Consider the following 16,721-nt stretch of genomic DNA (forward strand, 5'->3'; position numbering starts at 1 on the left):
TCAGTCGCAAATTCTGGTTCTGCGGACTGTGACATCGCCGTAGGGGTCGATCCGCCTCCTCACGACGACGCGGCACTCCTCCATGGGCGCAGCGATGCCGACAACTCTCTCCTGATAGGCGGGTGCAGGCATGACCGGCGCTCCAGAGACGATCGGAACATTCCGGGGAGGGACCAAGGCGGGCCCCTCATAGCCGTCGCTATATTCCAGGGGCACAATCGGCATAGGCTGCTGCGGCACCAGGGCTGGCCCGTCATAACCGCCAACATAGCGGCGCTCGATTACTCGGCGTTCAATCACTCTGTGCTCGGCCGGTGGGGCGATATACGTCTCCTCGACCGCGAGCCGACGCCGGACTGGTGGGCGTTCCAGAACGGCTTCTTGATCCTCGAAGTAGGGGGGCAGATCCGCCGCTACGGCAGCCGCTGTACTGACCAGAGTTGACCCACCGAGCACCAGTGCGACCAGGCCCGCTTGTGCAAATTTGTTCGGATCTAACATCTGCAGTGAGCTCCTGACGCCTCTCGATAGGAACGTAGCCTCAAGGTCAAGGTTCCATACTGGAGCTCAGGGGCTGTGCTGAAGCTTCGATAATACAACATTGGCGAAGGAGGATCTCTCTTCCGAGCGCTGCGGCCGTTTTCATCGGCTAAAAACCGCGTGTGTCCGATGTTCATTGCCGCAATAGAAGATCCATGCGCGAGCTCCTCGCGCACCGTGCTTCATCGCGTGCCGTGACCCGGATCGCGTCGAAGAACGCCGGGGCGGCTCTGCCATTCCGCGATCTCCTCTTCACAACATCAGGTGTGGCCGCTGGCTCGTGGCGGCGCAAGCGGGGCCCGTGCCAGCAAGGGGCTAAAGTTCGGCCTCAATCGCCTGGAACAGGGACCCCGAGTTTGGGGCATGGTTTCGGAAAGCCAGCTCGACGTATTCCGCCGCCAACGGGTTCCAATGCTGGACGGGGCCAAAAACGCATTTTGGTCACTTTCAGCGTCCACAAACGGTCCGCTTCCCTAATGCCAAGCTGACTGCATGGCCAGCCGGGCAAGCCAAATCTCTAAGAACCAACAAGGGGCAAATGCGACAATGAGCACTCCGACCACCCTCGAGACCTACTTTCTCCAGCTTGTGAACCAGACCCGCGCCCAGGCCGGAGCCAAGGCGCTCACCTTCGACGGCGAGCTGCTCGACTCCTCGGATTCCCACAGCGCCTGGATGGACCAGACGGACACCTTCTCGCACACGGGCGTGAACGGAACGAGCGCCGGGCAGCGCATGACGACGGCCGGATACGGTTGGCAGGGCTGGGGCGAGAACATCGCCTATGTGAGCGGACCGCTCAACGAGGCCACAGTCCAAAAGCTGCACGACATGCTCGTGAACTCGCCCGGTCACTATGCCAACATCGTGAACGGCAAGTTCGAGGAGATCGGTATCGGGCTGAAAGCGGGTACCATCAACGGCTACAATGTCGTCTTCGTGACCCAGAACTTCGGGACCCCGAATGCCGCCGAGCGGGCCGAGCCAGAGGATGTCGGATCCCCTGCGCCGTCTACCCCGACGCCGGTGCCCGCAGGGCAGGTCATCGTTGGCGATGCGTACGCCAACACCCTGACCGGATCGCCCGGAGACGACACCCTGAACGGGAAGGGCGGAAAGGATATCCTGACTGGAGGTTCCGGCAAGGACACCTTCGTATTCGATACGGCGGCTGAGGCCCATGGCGACACGCTGCGCGACTTCGTCCATGGAACGGATCGGATCGATCTGAGGAACATCGATGCCAATACCAAGGCATCCGGCGACCAGTCCTTCACCTTCATCGGGTCCGACCGCTTCCACAAGGTTGCGGGCGAGCTGCACACCTACCGACTGTCTGACGGGAACACCTACGTTTCAGGCGACACCAACGGCGACGGCGCAGCCGACTTCGCCGTCAAGGTGATGGGCAATCACGTCTTCACGGGCGCGGACTTCATCCTTTGAGACGAATGGCCCCGGTCTTCTCCGGGGCCGTTAACCCGGCAGACAATGGGACAGAAGGTGCGGGTACCATCAAGCACTGAGGCTTACTTCCTCCAACTCGTCAACGAGGCCCGCGCGACCGCCGGGATTCGACCGCTCATGGTCGATAGCGAGCTCATGTACGCGGCCGACTACCACAACCAATGGATGGACAGTACCGACACCGTTTCCCACACGGGCTGGAACGGCTCCGGCGCCGGTGATCGACTGACGAACCACGGGTATGCCTGGCAGGACAACGGCGAGAACGTCGCCTACCTGAACGGAGCCCTGTCCGAGGCAACGGCCCGCCAGTTGTTCGACGACCTGATGAGGTCGCCCGAGGGCCGGGACAACATCCTCAATGGTTCGTTCGAGGAAACCGGGATCGTGTTGGGCCAAGGTACCCTCGACGGCAAGAGCGTCGTGTTTCTCACCCAGGCCTTCGCCAAGCCGACCGAGGCGGAGAGGGCAGAGGCGTACGACAAGGTCGGGAGCTATCTCGGCACTGAGGGCGACGACGTGATCCGCGGATCGGACGGAGTGGACGTGATGTACGGCGGAGCCGGCAACGACGTCTACTATATGAACAACGTGAACGACCGGATCGGCGAGAGGGTCGGCGAGGGCTACGATCACATCTACAGCTCCGTGGGAGCCTACATGGCCAATGAACAGGTGGAGAGGATCACGCTCACCGGATCAGCCGACGTGAGCGCCACGGGCAACAACCTGAACAACAGGATCACGGGCAATGCCGGAGCCAACTACATCTATGGCTCGGGAGGGAACGACATCCTGAACGGCAAGGGCGGCAAGGACATCCTGTCCGGCGGCAAGGGCAGCGACACCTTCGTGTTCGACTCGGCGGAAGAAGCCAACGGCGACACCATCGACGACTTCGGCGCGTACGGCGACCCGTATACTCTTCAGGGAAGGGACAAGATCGACCTTTCGGCAATCGACGCGAATGCCAAGATCACGGGCAACCAGGCTTTCACGTTCATCGGCACCGAGCGGTTCCACAACGTGCCGGGCGAACTCCACTACTACCATCCTGGCGTCGTCTACGGGCGCAACTGGGGCGATACCTACATCTCCGGCGACACGAATGGCGACGGGAAGGCCGACTTCGCGATTAAACTGCCCGGTTGGCAGATGCCCTCGGCCGACGACTTCGTCCTCTGACAGGCAAACGGGTTTCAGTCGACCTGGGTCCCCTCCAAGTGCCGTCATTTTGACTGGTCACCCCAGATGTCCGGCACTTGCCAGATCAAAGTGATTTCAGGGCTACTCCCTTCAGGGCTGCCGCCTAACCTGAGGTCGGCTCGGGCAGTCTCTTGACCTGCGCCAGAGTCTGCAACGGAACCTGGAAACTTCCCCCTGAGCCTTGTGCCGCTCCTTCCGGAACTCCCCGGCACCCACGCCATCATCATCTCCGAACGGCACCCGCTGCCGAAATCGGCACAACTCTCCCTGGCAGTCTTGGAGAGGGAGCTGGTGGAGCAATCCAGTCGGCTTTTCAGCGCGGCGCCGGTCGGCTAACCATACCGGAACATTGTCCCGGATGTCCGAAAGGCCGTTGCCCGAGTGCCGAACTTCAGACAACTCGAAGTCCTGAGAACTTTGCTGGCCACCGGCTCAACCGTCGCGGCGGCCAAGACCATGGGTTTGAGCCAGTCCGGTGTCAGCCGCCTGCTGCAACAGCTTGAGGCCGACCTGTCCCTGACCCTGTTCGTACGCGACAAGGGACGCCTCGTGCCGACCCCGGAGGCCCGGATTCTGGCCCGTGACGCGGAACATGTCCTGCTCGGGCTGGACCGGTTCTCGAGCCTGGCCACGGACCTTCGCTCCGGCGCCGCCGGGCCCGAGGTGGTGCGGATCGGTCTGCCGGCGAGCATGTGGGAGAATTTCGCTCCGCCCATGCTGGTGGAATATGCCAGGGATTTTCCCGGCGTACGTATCGAGACATTTTTCGAGACCACCACCACGATCAAGCGCTTGGTGGAAGAGCGGGTGATCGATTTCGGTTTTCTGCGCAACGAGGGTGAGATCAGTGCCGGTATCGTGTTGCAGAGGGTCGCCACCGGATTCAGCGTCTGCGTGATTCACAAGGATCATCCGCTGGCCGCTCTCAACGAGATCGGTCCCAAGGATCTTCGCAACATTCCGTTGATCCTCATCGGGCGCCAGCGGCCAGCCCGCATCCTGCTCGACCAGACCTTCACGCGGGCCGGGGTCCGGCAGAACGTGAAGATCGAAACCCATACCAACAGTTCCGCCTGCGCCTATGTCGCCCATGGGCTTGGAATCAGCATTTTGAGCAGTTTCTTCGCCAACCTCTATCGCCATCTGCCGGTGGTGCAGCGTCCTTATGTTCCGAAGAGCACCCAGGAATTCGGCCTAGCCACGGCTGCGGGGGCTCCCTTGTCTCTGGCCGCGCAGGCGCTGATGGAAGCTCTGAAGCGTCAAATCGCCCAGTCGCAATTGTAAAAAGATTTCAAGCTCTTGCGCAGGAGCAGCTGGCTCGGGCCCATTGCCGTTCCTGCATAAAGGTATGCGAAAAACACATAATATTGCGGCTAAAAATTAATCTGTTCATAGTCATCAGCGGGCATGCATTGGAAGCGGCCGCCGAACCTGGGCCGACCACGTCTCCAAGGGAACAGATGCTGAGATTCATCCTCAACCGCCTCATTATGGCGTTGCCGACGGTCGTGATCGTATCGATCACGGTTTTTGGCCTCATTCGACTGGTCCCGGGAGATCCGGCTGCTCTTATGCTCGGTGACATGGCGCAGCCGGATCAGATCGCACAAATGCGCGGCGAGTTGGGTCTCGACCGGCCGATGCCGGAACAATTTCTGATCTGGGGACACAACGCCCTCATGGGGGATTTGGGAAAGTCCATCGTCACTAGCGAACCCGTGTTGCACCTCGTGGTCTCCCGTTTCCTCGTCAGCGCCCAGATCGTTGTGGTGGCCGTATTGCTCGCCAGCCTGCTCGCTGTTCCGGCTGGCGTCATCGCGGCGTGGCGGCAGAACAGCCTCACTGATCTGGCGCTGACCGGGACGGCGACGATCCTGCTATCGATCCCGACCTTCTGGCTTGGCCTGCTCCTGCTTCTCCTGTTCGGCCTAAAGCTCGGATGGCTTCCGGTTCTCGGCTACGTGTCGGTTGCCAGCAATCTATGGGCCGGACTCATCTACCTTGTTCTTCCGGTTATGACTCTGGTGATCCACGAGATGGGCGTTCTCATCCGCATGGCGCGGGCGTCTACTCTTGAAGTGCTCAGGCTGGACTACATCACCCATGCTCGTGCGAAGGGCTTGTCCGAGAGCGCGGTCCTGTGGCGGCACGCTTTCAAGAACGCCTTCGGCCCGACCTGGACCATGATCGGCCTTATCCTCGGCAATCTTCTCGGAGGAATCGCCGTCATCGAGACCGTCTTCACGGTGCCGGGTCTTGGGCGACTGATGGTCGACAGCATCTTCCAGCGCGATTACCCGGTGATCCAAGGCTGCTTGCTGTTCGTGGCGCTCTCCTACGTGATGGTCAACCTCATCGTCGACCTTCTCTATCCTCTCTTCGATCCACGGGTGGCTGCGGAATGAGAAAGCTCACCTTCAACGGCGTCATCGGCGGTGTCCTGATCGCCGCTCTCGTCGCCACGGCCCTCCTCAGCCTGATCTGGACGCCCTACGATCCCATGCGGTTGAGCTTCACGGCGCGCCTTGCCGCTCCGAGTAGTGCCCATTGGCTCGGCACCGACGATTTCGGCCGCGATGTGCTGAGCCGGATCATGGTGGGCGCCCGCGCGAGTGTCTGGATCGGCACGCTCACGGTCGCCTTTTCGATGGTGTGCGGCACCGCCATCGGCCTGATCAGCGGCTACGCCCGAGGCTGGCTCGACGGCACCATCATGGCAGTCAACAATGCGCTGCTCGCCTTTCCGGGGATCCTGCTGGCGCTTGGGCTTCTGGCGGTGCTCGGCGCCAATCAATACGGCATCATTCTCGCTCTCGGCATCGCCTATACGCCCTCCATGGCCCGGGTGGTGCGTGGCGCGACCCTGTCCTTGCGCGAACGCGAGTTCATCGAGGCCTCCAAGGTGATGGGTAACGGCGAATTCTACACCATGGCCCGCCACATCCTGCCGAATTGCATTGCGCCGATTACGGTTCTAGCCACCTCGATGTTCGGCTGGGCAATCCTGTCCGAGAGTGCCCTGAGCTTTCTGGGACTCGGCGTTCCGCCGCCCGCACCCACCTGGGGCAACATGCTCGCCGCCGGCAGGCCATTCATCGAGCAGGCCGTTTGGCTCGGTTTGTTTCCCGGCCTTTGCATCGCACTCACGCTGCTCGGCATCAACCTGCTCGGCGACGCTCTGCGCGACCGGCTCGATCCCCGCATGAGAGGTTTGAGATGACAGCGGATCAACTTCTCACGGTGCGTGATTTATCGATCCAGGTCGCCCATAGCGGCGCCGAGGTCGTGCGCAAGGTCGGCTTCGACATCGCGCCCGGCGAGATCGTCGGCATCGTCGGCGAGAGCGGCTCGGGCAAGACCCTGGCGACCCGCGCGTTGATCGCGCTCCTGCCCACGACCATCAAGGTGACGGGCGGAAGCGTCGTCTACAAGGGACGCGACGTGCTGACGATGAGCGATGGCGACATACGGCGCCTTCGCGGGCCTGAGATCGGAGTCGTGTTCCAGGAGCCGATGACCTCGCTCAATCCATCGATGACCATCGGACGCCAGCTCGAAGAAGGTTTGATCCTCCACACCAAGTTGACTCCGGTGGAGCGGCGAACGCGGATTCTTGACATGCTCCGGCGCGTTGGCATCCGCGACCCTGAGGGATCGCTGACGGCCTACCCCCATGAATTCTCCGGCGGCATGCGCCAGCGCATCATGCTCGCCTCCGTGATGCTGCTGACGCCTGCGCTGCTCATTGCCGACGAGCCCACTACGGCCCTTGATGCGGTCGTGCAGCGCGAGGTCATGGAACTCATGGTCGAGCTCACCCGGGCAGAGGGGACGGCGGTGCTTCTCATCAGCCACGACCTGCCGATGGTGGCCCGCTACACGCAGCGGATTGTCGTGATGGAGAAGGGAGCCATCGTCGAGCATGGCACCACGGAGCAGATCCTCGAGCGACCGCAGCACCCCTATACGCGGCGGCTGCTCTCATCCCTTCCGCTGCGCGGCGAGGTCCGTTCGATCGACCGCAGCGCCACGCCGGTCGTTTCGGCGCAGAATATCGTGGTGGAGTATGCGGCCCGTGGCTCGCTCCTAGCGAAAAATAAGACCAAACGGGCGCTCCACGGGATCAGCGTCGACATTCACGAGGGCGAGGTGGTCGCTCTCGTGGGCGGATCCGGATCCGGCAAGACGACCCTCGGCCGAACCATCGCCGGCCTCGTCTCGCAGAGCGAGGGCGAGATCCTGTTCCAGGGGCGTCAGCGCGGCGCCGATTGGAACACGTACCGGCTCAACTGCCAGATGGTGTTTCAGGATCCCTACTCCTCCCTGGACCCGCGCATGACCATCCTGGCCTTGGTCGAGGAGGCGCTGCGCCTAGTGCCGGGCATTGCTCGTGAACAGAAGCGTAAGCGGGCGCTCGAATCCCTTGAAGAAGTGGGGCTCGGTCCGGACTATGCCGGCCGTTACCCGCATGAGCTCTCCGGCGGCCAGCGCCAGCGTGTGGCGATCGCCCGCGCGATTGCCAGACGGCCAAAATTCCTCATTGCCGATGAGCCTGTCTCGGCCCTCGACGTAACGGTGCGGGCTCAGGTGCTCGACCTGTTTACCAGCCTGCAGAAGCGTTACGGCTTCTCCTGCCTGTTCATCAGCCATGATCTCGGCGTGGTGGAGCAGGTCGCCGATCGCGTCATCGTCATGCAGGACGGCCGCATCATCGAACAGGGAGATCGCGACACGATCTTCGATCATCCGCAGGAGGCCTACACGCGGCGGCTTCTTTCGGCAATTCCCGCCCTCGACCTGAACGATCGGGGAGGGGTGAAACTGAAATGGCGTTTGGAGACCTGAATGGACAACGTGACAGCCCCGAGTCGGGCAGCGGAACGGCTCAATGCGATCTGCGATGCGCAGCCTTTCATCACTCGCTACATGGTGCGCAATCTCCTGACCGGGGAAACCGTTGAGCGGGGCGCCGGCGAGGAGACGCCCTCGGCCAGCACCCGCAAGACCTCCATCATGATGGCGGCGCTGAAGGCCGTCGAGGAGGGGCGCCTCGACCTCGACGAGCGCATCGTCTACGAGCAGCGCCTCGCCGAGGAGGTGGCCAGCGGCATCTTCCGCTATCTCACGCCCGGTCTCGTCATCTCGCTGCGCGACGCGATCACCGGCATGATGGTGCTGAGCGACAATGTCTGCACCAAGATGGTGTTCGAAAGGCTCGAGCTCGAGGAGGTCGATCGTTACTGCAAGGCCCTCGGCATGTCCGGAACCCATCACCGGTTCCTCATCCCGCCGCTGGCCCTGTCGCCCGATCATGCACTCGGAGCGGTGACGACCACCACCGCGGCCGATCAGGTGCTCCTGCTGCAGACAATCCTTGACGCCCAAACTTCGCCAGAGGCCGCAGCACGGCTCGGCTGCTCGCAGGACCTGTGCGCCTATGCGCTGAAGACCCTCAAGAGCCAAGTACTGCGCTATGGCATTCATTCGCGACTGCCGTTCGAAACCGTGATCGCCAGCAAGGGCGGCCGCGGCAAGCGCGGCCGCATGGACGCGGGCATCGTGTTCCGCGATGGAGCGCCGTTCTTTATCATTGCGGCCTATACCGACCAGGTGCCGCAGGCGATGCCGGACGGGACGCCGGGCTACACAATCGCTTTGGAAACGATCGGCCGGCTCGCCCGCGCCGCGTGGGACGAATTCCAACAATAACCAACGGGAAGAGGATATGATGAGGAAGAGATTTCTACTTTCAGGCGCCATCCTGATGATGCTCACCGGCGCGGCGGCGGCCCGCGATGTGGTCGTTGCCCTGAGTTCGGATCTGCGCAGCAATACTCCGGGCGTCAACCGCGACGGCAACACCGACAGCGTCATCCTGCACATCGTGGAGGGTCTCGTCGGCTATGCCAATAACGGCGAGGTGAAACCGCTGCTTGCCAATAGTGTCGAGATGTCACCCGACGGTCTGACCTACACGTTTCGGCTGCGCGAGAACGTAAAGTTTCACAACGGCAAAACTCTGACGGCCGACGACGTGGTCTGGAACTGGAACCGCTATATGGATCCGAAGACCAAATGGACTTGCACGGGCGATTTCAACGGCAGCCAGAACGTCAAGGTGACGGAGGTCAAAGCGGTCGATCCCCTCACGGTGACCATGAGCCTCGACAAGCCGTCCGGCATCTTTCTCGGCCTGATGTCCCGTCCGGAATGCGGCTACACGGGTATCATCTCGCCGGAATCAGTGGGAGCCGACGGCAGCTTCAAGGAGCCAATCGGCACGGGACCGTTCAAGTGGAGCGAGTGGAAGAAGGCCGAATATATCCGTCTGGCCAAGTTCGACGGTTACGCTTCACCCGCCAATGACGGCAAACCCGACGGTATGGTGGGATCCAAACGGCCGTTGGTGGACGGGATCAAGTTCATGGTTATCCCGGACGCCTCCACCATCAAGGCGGGGCTCATGTCCGGCGTCCTAGATACTGCCGAGACATCGCCCGATCTGATCCCCGACTTCAAGACGAGCGACAAGGTCCAAGTGATCATCTCGCGTAACAACGGCAAGAACCTATTCTATATCCAGACGCGCGATCCGGTTTTGAGCAAGCCTGGCGTACGCCGGGCCATGGCGATGGCTCTCGATGTCGATCAGCTCGTTGCGGCGGCCTCAAATGGCACTGGTGAGGCGAATGGCTCGATGGTGGCGTCGGACTCCGTTTATTATAACGCGGTCCAAAAGAAGCGGCTGCCCTACGATCTCGACGCCGCCAAGAAGGAGCTTGCCGCAGCCGGCTACAAGGGCGAGCCCATCACTATTATCGCCAACAAGCGCAGCAATGTACCGAGCTTCCCTGCAGCGGTCATGGCGCAGGCGATGATGCAGCAGGTGGGCCTCAACGTGCAGATCGAGGTGCTCGATTACGCGACGCAGGTCGATCGCCGCCGCTCGGGCAACTATCAGGTCATCTCGCAATCCGTCGCGCCGCGCCTCGATCCGGCCCTGATGTACAGCTTCTATGTCGGCAACAAGGATAAGAACGCGTCGCTTATGTGGGATAATCCCAAGGCGATTGAGCTGATGAATGCAGCCTACGCGGAGATCGATCCGAAGAAGCGCCAGACGATCTTCGATCAGTTTCACGAGTTGATGCTGCAGGAAATGCCCGGGATCTTCCTCTACGATCTGGTCGATATCTGGGGCGCCACCAAGAAGCTGAAAGGTCAGCCGGTCTGGCAGTCCAACGCCCGTCTCTGGGAAGTCTCCCTCGACAATTAAGCCCGATCCATGCCCCGCGCCGAGACTTGTTCCGGTGCGGGGTCCCACACTGAAACTTCCATCCTACCACACCGGCGGAGCCGTACGGCTCCGCAAGGATACGACATGCCCGGCAGAGAACACGTCCACTCGCTTGCCTCCTTGATCGAAGACCTGAAACCTGCCTTTACGGCCATGAGCGACGAGATCTGGGACTTCGCCGAGCTGAAGTTCGACGAGCATCGTTCATCGCAATGTCTTATCGGCATGCTGGAAAAGAATGGCTTCCGGGTTCGACGCAATGTCGCGGAGATGGAGACCGCCTTCATCGGCGAGTCCGGCAGCGGCAAGCCGGTCATTGCCTTCCTGGGCGAGTTCGACGCTCTCGCAGGGATGAGCCAGGTCGCGGGAATTGCAGAGCCCCAGCCGGCGGTCCCGGGCGGCACCGGGCATGGATGCGGCCACAATCTGCTCGGAGTCGGATCCCTCCTGGCGGCCGTCGCCCTCGCCCGATACCTCGCGGAAAAGGGTCTTCCTGGGACCGTGCGCTACTACGGCTGCCCCGGCGAGGAGGGCGGCTCCGGCAAGACCTTCATGGTGCGGGCCGGCGCCTTCGATGATGTCGATGCCGCGCTGACCTGGCATCCGGCACCGTTCAATGGCGTCCGGTCCACCAACAATCTGGCGGTGCTCGAGTATTACTATCGATTCAAGGGCGTCGCAGCCCATGCGTCCAACAGTGCCCATCTTGGCCGCTCGGCGCTCGACGCCGTGGAACTGATGAATGTGGGCGTCAACTTCCTGCGGGAGCACATGCCGCAGGATTGCCGTGTACATTATGCGATCACTGATACCGGAGGGCGTGCCGCCAACGTCGTTCAGGCACGAGCCGAGGTGCTGTATCTCATCCGCGCGCCGGAGATGCCACAGGCCATGGCTTTGGCGGAGCGGGTCGAGAAGGTGGCCCGTGGCGCCGCGACGATGACAGAGACCGAGGTCGAGGTCGTCTTCGACACCGCTTCCACGAACCTGCTGCCCAACCTGACTCTCGAATCCGCCATGCATGACACAATGGTGGCACTGGGGCCGGTCCCCTTCGATGAGGAGGATCTCGCCTTCGCCCAGGCAATCCAGAACACTTTTACCGAGGAGGCGATCCAGAGCAGCATCCGCCTGTACCAGGTGAAGACGGATGCCTTCTCCAATCGCATGGTTGACGGCTCGACGCCCTTGCATCTGGGCTTACGTGCCTTCGAGGGACAATCGCACTTCCGGGCCGGCTCCACCGATGTGGGCGATGTGAGCTGGGTGACCCCGACGGCGCAATGTTGGGCCCCCGCCTGGGCAATCGGAACCAACCCGCACACATGGCAGGTGGTCGCCCAGGGCCGTAGCCCTGCAGCCCACAAAGCAATGATCCACGCAGCCAAGACCTTGGCTGCCACGGGCTTGAGCCTGTTCACCTCCGAGGATTTACGGCAGCAAGCCACCGCCGAGTGGCGCGAGAAGACCCGAGGCAAACCCTATGTCTGCCCAATCCCGCCCCATGTCCGTCCCAAGCGGTTCTGAGGATAGTCGACCATACGATCGAGATTACGCGTACGATTATCCGTCAAGAGAATTACTTCCGCGATGCAACCCGGTCGAAGAGGGAGGGTCACTCACATCAGACGATCCTCTTAAAGGAGGCGCCACATGGAGAGTTCATTCTTGATGCGGTTGACGATCTAAACCAACCGAATCTGACAACATCTGAGACACCAAAAGGGCCAAGCTGTTACATCGAGATTCGAGGGGAAATGGGCCGGCGCGAAATCCGGTCAGCCACTTGAATGGCTGACAGAAGACTCAGTCCCGTGTGATAGCCTGGATCGAGGTCTGGCGTTGCCGGAACGAAATCAACCGGTCCGTCCATAGTCAGGGTCTGGTAGGCGACGGAACCCCGCCAGTAGTGCTTGAAGAATGCACGGTCCGCTTGCTTCCAGATGTTCAGAACGTCGCCGTCACCAGTTATGGCAAAGCACAAGGCCGCAGATCGAATGGTTTCGGGCAAAGACCACCATGGGTAGTAGGGGCTTAAGCAGTTGCCGGTCGCAGCTGAAACCGATAGGCAAAGGCCGGGTCCAGCGAAGCCGCGCGTAAAGGAGGAGCTCAGCACTGACTGAAGCTGCTGCACCAAAGCTGGTTCGGCGCTGCCTTGCAGATGGTCCAGCGCGAAGCCCACGAACTCGATGGCATGCCCGACATTGCATGTATCCGTTCCCGGGACATTGCGCAAAAGGCCGTTCTCCGAATCAAGATGACGTTCGAGAACATGGGTGATGAAGCGATCTGCGAAGGCGGAATGCTCGCTCCGCCCAATGCGGCGGAGAAGGCCCGCTGCGCCAAGAAGGATCATCCGCGGCCCGAAATCCTCAGGCTCATCCAAAGCGGTGTGGAGCGAGAGGTGACGGCGCTCGTCCATCTGGAATCGCTGCTTCTCGATCGCATCGACAACCATGGCTAGATAAGTGAGATGCTCTGGAACGTCCGCCGGAGCATAGCGCGCTGCCCCAGCGAGAAGACCTTTGGCTAAGAAAGCATCGGAGTAGGTGAACACCCCGTCCGCTGCAGCCTGCTGGTGCAGCATGCCGTCGGAACTCACATAGACGGGGTTCAGGTTGCCGTCGTAGCAGAAATAGCCGTGTCCATCCCGGCGCTGCAGATCCCGGAGTGCATGATAGAGAGGAATACCTGCCTCATCGAGTTCGGCGGACAGAGAAGGTTCCTCTGCCTCGAAAAACTCCGCATGGGTTGCAACTGCCTCAAGCCCGCGGCCTTGGATCCAACCATAGATGTAGGCGGGGCCACGGATCCCATCGGCATCTCCATAATCCGCGAGGCTCAGACTGTTGACCTTGGTATTGAGAAACGCGCCGGCGAGACGTGGGCGGGCGAGCATCCAACGTAAGGTCGCCGCATTGGCCTGCACGTAGCGGGCACGCGCATCTATCATCAAGAAGTCGGATCTGTTCATTCCTTCAGTCCTGTGCTCGCCACACCCTGTACGAAGTTCCGGCGCAGCAGGACGAACAATGTAATACTCGGTATAAGGACCACCGCGGAGGCTGCGCTCAGCCGTCCAAGATCAACCGTGAAGCCGGTCTGAAACAGAGCAAGCCCCACCTCGATCGTGTAGCTGTCCCGGGTCGTTGCTACGATCAAAGGCCAAGCGAAGGCGGTCCAGGCCTGGAAGAAGGCCAGTACTCCAAGGGCCCCGAGGGCGCCGCGCAGGAGAGGGAGAACGATGCGCCAGAAGATCCAGAACTCTCCTGCTCCATCGATCCTGGCGGCCTCCAGCAGTTCGTCTGGGATGGAGTGAATCACGTTCTGTCGGATGAGAAAGATGCCGAAGCTCATCACGAGGTAGCCCAGCAGCAACCCCCAGGTAGAGTTCAGGATGCCGAGCGCCTTCGCCTGGAAGTAAAGCGGGATCATGTAGACCTCGAACGGAACAATGGCCGTGGCGAGGATGATCGCAAAGAACACGTTGAGCACGCGATAGCGAAACTTTCCCAGGATGTAGCCAGTAATCGCCGACGTCGCAAGAATGCAGACAGTAGAGAGAAGCGAGAACAGGATACTGTTCCCGATCCAACGCAGCAGCGGCGTGTCGGACAGGACCGCCCTGAAATTCCGGACGGTTGGATCATCCGGAATGATCGTCGGTGGCCAAGCCAGCATCTCTTGTGGCGTCTTAAATGCATTAGAGACGAGGAAGACCAAGGGCAGGATCATCAACAGGCAGACGGCCGTCAGGACCGCATCGATCGCGATGTTGATCAAGCGCTCCTTTGTACGGCGGGACATACCGCGGCTCGTCGTATTCTCGAGGAGAGGTCTCATGAGCGGCCCTTCTCCCGCAGCATCCTGAATTGAACTAGAGTCAGGATCAAAACGATCCCCAATAGCACCACTGCCTCCGAGGCAGCGTAGCCAACGCGGTAGTTTCGAAAGCTGTTCTCAAGCATGTCGAGTACCAGAACGCGCACCTGTCGTCCCGGCGCGCCTTGGGCATCAGAGGCCAGCACGAAGGCCTGGGCGTAGACGTTGAAGCCTGATACCAGCGTGACAACGGAAACGTATAGCGTGATCGGCTTGAGCAGAGGTACAGAAAGATGCCAGAAGCGCTGAGGGGCTGACGCGCCGTCAAGCTCGGCCGCCTCGTATAGCGAGGTCGGTAAGCTCTTGAAACCTACAAGGTAGATAATGACCGCATAACCAAGAGCCTGCCATGAGCAGAGAACAATGACGCATAACACTGAGAGGACCGGATCGAAAAGCCACGATCTTGGTGCGAATCCAACGCTGGTTAGTAGCGCATTCAGCGGACCGAGACGGGCGTCGAAGATCCACTTCCATGCCATGGCAGCGGGAACGAGCGATACGACATGCGGAATGAAGATCGCGGCCTCATAAAAGCCGGCAAGACGCGAGCGGGTGCGGTGATAAATGAGAGCAGCCAGCACCAATGCCAGCGGGATGGTGATGAGCAGGACGCCAAATGCAATGATGGTCGTATTGAGGAGCGCTTCCCTGAACAACGGATCACTGGCGAGTTCCTCGAAATTCGCAAATCCGATGAAGGGCTTGTTCTTCGATAAGATGTCCCACTTGTGCAGGCTCAGGCGCAGGGTATCGCCAATGGGATAGATCCGAACAAAAGCGAAGATCGCCAATGTCGGCAGAAGCGCGAGGAGCGCGAACATCCATCTTTTACGCTGCACCGGATACCTCACTAAACTCCGTCCGGTGCACGCTCGTGCACCGGACGCAAGGCCCAACGGAGCCGGGGCTACTTCCCAAGAAGACCTTCGCGGCGAAGGATCTGGTTGGTCTCATCCGCAGCCGATTTGAGGAAGGCATCGATAGCCGTATCATCTTTGGCAAGCGACGCATTGCGGAAGGCGTTGGTAAGCTGGGCGGCCAAACGCGTCAGCACCTCTTCGATCGGTCCGATTGAGGGCAAGGTAAAGAACTTGTAGTCCTTCGGGTAGTTCACAAAAGCGCCGAACGCCGGAGACGTGCTGGTCACGCTGGAATAGTCAACTCCGGAGCGGTTCGGCAGCCACCCGACGTTCTTGAGAAGCCATGTCAGGTTCTCGGGCTCGTTGGTGGCCATAACAAAGTCCCAGGCCGCCTTGGCGTCCGCGCCCTCGGCCTTCACATAAAGATTGGTCGGCAGAGCAATAGAGCCGCGGGGCAAAGGGGCGGTAGCGTAGGTGAGGTTAGGAGCCTTGGAGGCAATGTCGCCGATTACCCAGGATTCGCGGATGAACATGGCGGTCTGCCCACGTTCAAAGGCCTCTGCATCGGCCGGCATCTCTGGCGTGACGGTCTTGAGGACGTGCACGTTCTGCAGGTACTGCTTAAGCGTCGCACGGCCGGCCTCATTGGCGTAATTGGCGCGCCACTTCCCGTCGGCTGTTGGCTCAAGGACCGAGCCACCATATTGGAATAGATTGATCCAGAACTTCTCGGCAATGCCTTGCCCACCGCCGGTCAGGCGCAGACTCCAGCCGGAAACCGTTGGATTGCCGTCGGCCCCCCGCTTCGTCAATTTCTCGGCGTACTGGGTGTACTCCTCCATCGTTTTGGGCGGCGTGCTCAGTCCTGCCTCTTTGAACATATCGGTATTGTAATACAGAGCCGCCTGTCCGCGGAACAGGGGAACACCATAGACCGCACCTTCAAAGCTCGCGTTCGATGTGAAAAACTCGTCGAAGTTGGCCTTTTCCTTGACGAAGTTGGCCACGGCGTCGGGAGCCTTGGGCAGGAGGTCATTTTCGATATAGCGGCGCACCGTAGAGCCTTGGAGCTCGATCACGGTTGCGCCAGCGACGCCAGACGTAAGACCCAGCGCGATGCGCTTCTCATGCTCACGGAGAGCGATGGCCTCGACCTTGACGTTGAGGTTCGGGTTCTTGGCTTTGAGGCCTTGGGCCACATGCTCATAGAACGGCGCCATTTCTGGATAGCCGCTCCAGACGGTGACCGTCTGCGCTGACGCGGCGCAAAGCCCGCCAAGCATGAACGCTCCAAAGGCTGAGCCGAGCAAAGCCGCGCGGACCAGACGCCGCTCTAGTGCAGTTGTGGTGGCAGAATTCAGCGCGTCGATCATCCCGTTCCCCTGGTTTTATGGTGTCGAAGCTGGCAATCGGCAGGTTGTCATGCAACCGGTTGCGGGTCAAGCAGCCACCGATGGGCGGGTAGG

14 protein-coding genes are annotated in these 16,721 nt (G+C 60.8%); 9 read left to right on the forward strand and 5 right to left on the reverse strand.

The window, feature by feature from the left end; all coding sequences use genetic code 11:
• Positions 1–501 carry a hypothetical protein gene (locus U0023_RS16875; RefSeq protein WP_009489397.1) on the reverse strand — a complete coding sequence of 167 codons (501 nt, stop codon included), beginning with the start codon at positions 499–501 and terminating at the stop codon, positions 1–3.
• A 585-nt stretch (positions 502–1,086) separates the two neighbouring features.
• Between U0023_RS16875 and U0023_RS16880 the strand changes: the two genes are divergently transcribed.
• From U0023_RS16880 to U0023_RS16920, 9 genes are all read left to right on the forward strand, one after another.
• The gene (locus U0023_RS16880) at positions 1,087–1,986 is read left to right on the forward strand and encodes a CAP domain-containing protein (RefSeq protein WP_009489398.1); all 900 of its coding nucleotides are present in this window, start codon (positions 1,087–1,089) and stop codon (positions 1,984–1,986) included.
• A gap of 45 nt (positions 1,987–2,031) precedes the next feature.
• Positions 2,032–3,192: a CAP domain-containing protein gene (locus U0023_RS16885; RefSeq protein WP_009489399.1), complete on the forward strand. Its 1,161-nt coding sequence runs from the start codon at positions 2,032–2,034 to the stop codon at positions 3,190–3,192.
• A gap of 402 nt (positions 3,193–3,594) precedes the next feature.
• The gene (locus U0023_RS16890; RefSeq protein ID WP_009489400.1) at positions 3,595–4,497 is read left to right on the forward strand and encodes a LysR family transcriptional regulator; all 903 of its coding nucleotides are present in this window, start codon (positions 3,595–3,597) and stop codon (positions 4,495–4,497) included.
• A 176-nt stretch (positions 4,498–4,673) separates the two neighbouring features.
• Complete coding sequence (locus U0023_RS16895; protein ID WP_009489401.1) at positions 4,674–5,618, forward strand: ABC transporter permease; 945 nt, start codon at positions 4,674–4,676, stop codon at positions 5,616–5,618.
• On the forward strand, positions 5,615–6,433 hold the full coding sequence (locus tag U0023_RS16900; RefSeq protein ID WP_009489402.1) for an ABC transporter permease: 819 nt from the start codon (positions 5,615–5,617) through the stop codon (positions 6,431–6,433). Before U0023_RS16895 ends, U0023_RS16900 begins: the two co-directional genes overlap by 4 nt.
• Positions 6,430–8,058: an ABC transporter ATP-binding protein gene (locus tag U0023_RS16905; protein ID WP_009489403.1), complete on the forward strand. Its 1,629-nt coding sequence runs from the start codon at positions 6,430–6,432 to the stop codon at positions 8,056–8,058. The genes U0023_RS16900 and U0023_RS16905 overlap by 4 nt, the downstream gene beginning before the upstream one ends.
• Positions 8,059–8,922: a serine hydrolase gene (locus U0023_RS16910; protein ID WP_009489404.1), complete on the forward strand. Its 864-nt coding sequence runs from the start codon at positions 8,059–8,061 to the stop codon at positions 8,920–8,922. It begins immediately after the preceding gene.
• A gap of 19 nt (positions 8,923–8,941) precedes the next feature.
• Entirely contained in the window at positions 8,942–10,489 is a 1,548-nt protein-coding gene (locus tag U0023_RS16915; RefSeq protein ID WP_009489405.1) for an ABC transporter substrate-binding protein, read from the forward strand.
• Positions 10,490–10,594: 105 nt separating this feature from the next.
• Positions 10,595–12,037, forward strand: coding sequence for a M20 family metallopeptidase (locus tag U0023_RS16920; RefSeq protein WP_009489406.1), 1,443 nt, complete (start codon positions 10,595–10,597; stop codon positions 12,035–12,037).
• A gap of 208 nt (positions 12,038–12,245) precedes the next feature.
• On the opposite strand, the gene U0023_RS16925 is transcribed toward U0023_RS16920, so the two are convergent.
• The 4 genes from U0023_RS16925 to U0023_RS16940 form a co-directional block, all read right to left on the reverse strand.
• Positions 12,246–13,484: an AGE family epimerase/isomerase gene (locus U0023_RS16925; protein ID WP_009489407.1), complete on the reverse strand. Its 1,239-nt coding sequence runs from the start codon at positions 13,482–13,484 to the stop codon at positions 12,246–12,248.
• On the reverse strand, positions 13,481–14,317 hold the full coding sequence (locus tag U0023_RS16930; RefSeq protein ID WP_040638000.1) for a carbohydrate ABC transporter permease: 837 nt from the start codon (positions 14,315–14,317) through the stop codon (positions 13,481–13,483). Before U0023_RS16930 ends, U0023_RS16925 begins: the two co-directional genes overlap by 4 nt.
• Positions 14,318–14,349: 32 nt before the next feature.
• Positions 14,350–15,216, reverse strand: coding sequence for a carbohydrate ABC transporter permease (locus U0023_RS16935; RefSeq protein WP_040637965.1), 867 nt, complete (start codon positions 15,214–15,216; stop codon positions 14,350–14,352).
• A gap of 86 nt (positions 15,217–15,302) precedes the next feature.
• Positions 15,303–16,628: an extracellular solute-binding protein gene (locus U0023_RS16940; RefSeq protein ID WP_009489410.1), complete on the reverse strand. Its 1,326-nt coding sequence runs from the start codon at positions 16,626–16,628 to the stop codon at positions 15,303–15,305.
• Positions 16,629–16,721 lie beyond the last annotated feature (93 nt).

It is taken from the genome of Microvirga lotononidis (genome assembly GCF_034627025.1).
Taxonomy (GTDB): Bacteria; Pseudomonadota; Alphaproteobacteria; order Rhizobiales; family Beijerinckiaceae; genus Microvirga; species Microvirga lotononidis.

Excerpts from the sequence above, each read along its gene's own strand:
- U0023_RS16875 (WP_009489397.1), bottom strand. The coding sequence starts at position 501 with ATGTTAGATCCGAACAAATTTGCACAAGCGGGCCTGGTCGCACTGGTG.
- U0023_RS16880 (WP_009489398.1), top strand. The coding sequence starts at position 1,087 with ATGAGCACTCCGACCACCCTCGAGACCTACTTTCTCCAGCTTGTGAAC.
- U0023_RS16885 (WP_009489399.1), top strand. The coding sequence starts at position 2,032 with ATGGGACAGAAGGTGCGGGTACCATCAAGCACTGAGGCTTACTTCCTC.
- U0023_RS16895 (WP_009489401.1), top strand. The coding sequence starts at position 4,674 with ATGCTGAGATTCATCCTCAACCGCCTCATTATGGCGTTGCCGACGGTC.
- U0023_RS16900 (WP_009489402.1), top strand. The coding sequence starts at position 5,615 with ATGAGAAAGCTCACCTTCAACGGCGTCATCGGCGGTGTCCTGATCGCC.
- U0023_RS16905 (WP_009489403.1), top strand. The coding sequence starts at position 6,430 with ATGACAGCGGATCAACTTCTCACGGTGCGTGATTTATCGATCCAGGTC.
- U0023_RS16910 (WP_009489404.1), top strand. The coding sequence starts at position 8,059 with ATGGACAACGTGACAGCCCCGAGTCGGGCAGCGGAACGGCTCAATGCG.
- U0023_RS16915 (WP_009489405.1), top strand. The coding sequence starts at position 8,942 with ATGAGGAAGAGATTTCTACTTTCAGGCGCCATCCTGATGATGCTCACC.
- U0023_RS16920 (WP_009489406.1), top strand. The coding sequence starts at position 10,595 with ATGCCCGGCAGAGAACACGTCCACTCGCTTGCCTCCTTGATCGAAGAC.
- U0023_RS16925 (WP_009489407.1), bottom strand. The coding sequence starts at position 13,484 with ATGAACAGATCCGACTTCTTGATGATAGATGCGCGTGCCCGCTACGTG.
- U0023_RS16930 (WP_040638000.1), bottom strand. The coding sequence starts at position 14,317 with ATGTCCCGCCGTACAAAGGAGCGCTTGATCAACATCGCGATCGATGCG.
- U0023_RS16935 (WP_040637965.1), bottom strand. The coding sequence starts at position 15,216 with ATGTTCGCGCTCCTCGCGCTTCTGCCGACATTGGCGATCTTCGCTTTT.
- U0023_RS16940 (WP_009489410.1), bottom strand. The coding sequence starts at position 16,628 with ATGATCGACGCGCTGAATTCTGCCACCACAACTGCACTAGAGCGGCGT.